Source organism: Mycobacterium sp. E2462 (assembly GCF_001672685.1).
Lineage (GTDB): Bacteria > Actinomycetota > Actinomycetes > Mycobacteriales > Mycobacteriaceae > Mycobacterium.
In genome coordinates, this window is the sequence record NZ_LZKC01000120.1 from 1 (window position 1) to 2,662 (window position 2,662).

1 protein-coding gene is annotated in these 2,662 nt (G+C 73.9%); it reads right to left on the minus strand.

The genetic code is table 11. The annotated features are described in order from the left end of the window. Positions 1–2,662: amino acid adenylation domain-containing protein (locus A5714_RS05650; RefSeq protein ID WP_156747183.1), on the minus strand; the 2,662-nt coding region annotated here is incomplete at both ends.

Genomic DNA, 2,662 nt, shown 5'->3' on the forward strand with positions numbered 1-2,662 from the left:
GGGCCAGCGCCGTCCGCACCTCGGCCGGGTCGGCGGTGCCGGTGACATAGCCGACCAGGCGCAAGGCGCCGGGCCGGTCCTCGCGGGCGATCACCACGGCCTGGTCCACGTCCTCCAGCGCGGCCAGCGCGGCCTGGACCTCGCCGAGCTCGATGCGGTAGCCGCGGATCTTGACCTGCTCGTCGGCGCGGCCCACGTACACCAGTTGCCCGCCGGTGTCCCAGCACACCAGGTCGCCGGTGCGGTACATCCGCGCGCCGGGCCGCCCGAACGGGCACGCCACGAAGCGCGACGCGGTGAGCCCGGCCCGCCCGACGTACCCGTCTGCCACCCCGGCGCCGGCGACGTAGAGCTCGCCGACCACCCCGGGCGCGACCGGCCGCAGCCAGCCGTCGAGCACGAACAGGCCCGCCTCGGGCACGGGGACACCGATCGGCACGGGGCCGGTCGCCCCGGCCCGCAGCGGCGCGCTGATCGCGACGCACATGGTCGTCTCGGTGGGGCCGTACGCGTTGACCATCACCCGGCCCGGCGCCCACCGGTCCACCACGGCGACCGGGCAGGCCTCGCCGACCATCACCAGCGACACCGACTCCAGGCCCTCCGGCGACAGCATGGCCACCGCCGACGGCGTCTGGGTCAGCACGCTGACCTGCTCCGCGATGAGCAGGGCGTGAAAGTCCTTCGGCGAGCGGGTCACCGACTCCGGCACCAGCACCAGCCGGCCGCCGCGCAGCAGCGCCCCGAAGATCTCCCACACCGACACGTCGAACGCGTAGGAGTGGCTCTGCGTCCACACCCCCGCCCGCGGCAGACCCGCGTCCAGCGACGCCAGCAGCTGGGTGACGTTGCGGTGGGTGATCGCCACGCCCTTGGGCACCCCGGTGGTACCGGAGGTGTAGATGATGTAGGCGGTGTCGTCCGGCGTGGGCCCGGGCAGCGCCGCGCTGGGCAGCGTCTGGATGCGCGGGTCCTCAATGTCGATGACCGGCAGCCCGGACCCGTCCAACCGCGACCGCAGGCCGCCGGTGGAGATCGCGGCGATCGGCGCGGCGTCGGTGAGCATGAACCGGATCCGGGTCGCCGGCGCCGCCGCGTCGATCGGCAGGTAGGCGGCCCCCGTCTTGAGCACCGCCAGGATCGCGACGACCGCCTGCGCGGACCGCGAAAACAGCAGCGCCACCGACGTGCCCGGCCCGGCGCCCTGCTCGGCCAGCAGGTGCGCCAACCGGTTCGCGGCCTCGTCGAGCTCCCGATAGGTCAGAGACGTGGCGCCCCACCTGATCGCGACGGCGTCCGGGCTGGCGGCGACGTGGGCGGCGAACAGCGCCGGGATGGACGCCGGCGCCGGCGCGGCCCGGGTCAGCGCCGGCCGGTTGCCGACCGCGTCCAGGCGCGCGTGCTCGGCCTCGTCGAGGAGGTCGACCAGCGACAGCGGGCGGTTGGGGTCGCCGGTCATCGCGAGCAGTACCCGCTCCAACCGCTGGCCCAGCGCGTCGATCGTGGGCGCGTCGAAGGCCTGCGCGTCGTATTCGACGCGCAGCCCCAGCTGGTCGCCGGACAGGGCGGCCTGCATGGTCAGCGGGTAGTGGTTGCGCTCGAAGAACTCGGCGTTGCTGATCCGCAGTTCGTGGTCGACCGACATCGCCGAGGTGTCCAGCGGGTAGTTCTCGTAGGCGAACAGGGTGTCGAACAGCCGGTCCTGACCGGTGAGCCGGTGGATCTCGCTCAACGACAGGTGCTGGTGCTCCACCGTGTCGTTGTGCTCGGCCTGCAGCTGGTCCAACAACTGACTCGTGGTGGTCGCCGCGGCGACGCGGGCCCGCACCGGGACGGTGTTGATCAGCAGGCCCACCATCGCCTCGGCGCCGACGACGTCGGCCGGCCTGCCGGACACCGTGGTGCCGAACGCGACGTCGTGGTTGCCGGTCAGCCACATCAGCAGCTGCGCCCACGCGGCCTGCAGCACGGTGCTGACGGTGGTGCGGCTGGCGCGAGCCAGCTCGCTGATGGCGCGGGTGGTCTCCGCCGACACCGCGAACGAGGTGATGCCGCGGGTGCTGTGCGCGACCTGGTGGGGCGGCCCGACCAGCGTCGGGGTGTCGAAGCCGGCCAGGGCGGCGCGCCACGCCGCGCGGGCGGCGTCGAGGTCCCGGTCGGCCAGCCAGGTCACGAACCTGCGGTACGGCGCGGGGGCGGGCAGCCGCTGACCCGTGTAGCTGGCGAACGTCTCGTTGAGCAGGATCGGCACCGACCACCCGTCGAGCACGATGTGGTGGATGGTCAGCACCAGCCGGTGCCGCTCGGGGGCGGTGCGGACCAGCGCCACCCGCAGGGCCGGCTGCTCGGCAAGGTCGTAGACGGCGGCCCGCTCGGCGGCGCACAGCCGCCGGATCTGCTCGGCGGGGGCGGTGCCGTGGGGGTTGGCGTCGAGGTCGGTGTCGAGGTCAGCCTCGAACTCGAAGAACCGCCATTCCAGCCGCGGGTCCGCGGGAACGATTTGCACCGGCGCGTCGAACCGGTCGACGAACCGGGCGACCAGGTGCGGGTGCCGGTCGAGCACGGTCTGCAGCGCGTCCCGCAGCCGGTGGGTGTCCAGCGGCCCGGTCAGGTCGAGGTCGAGCTGCACGACGTACAGGTCGTCGCCGGCGCCCGGCCCGGT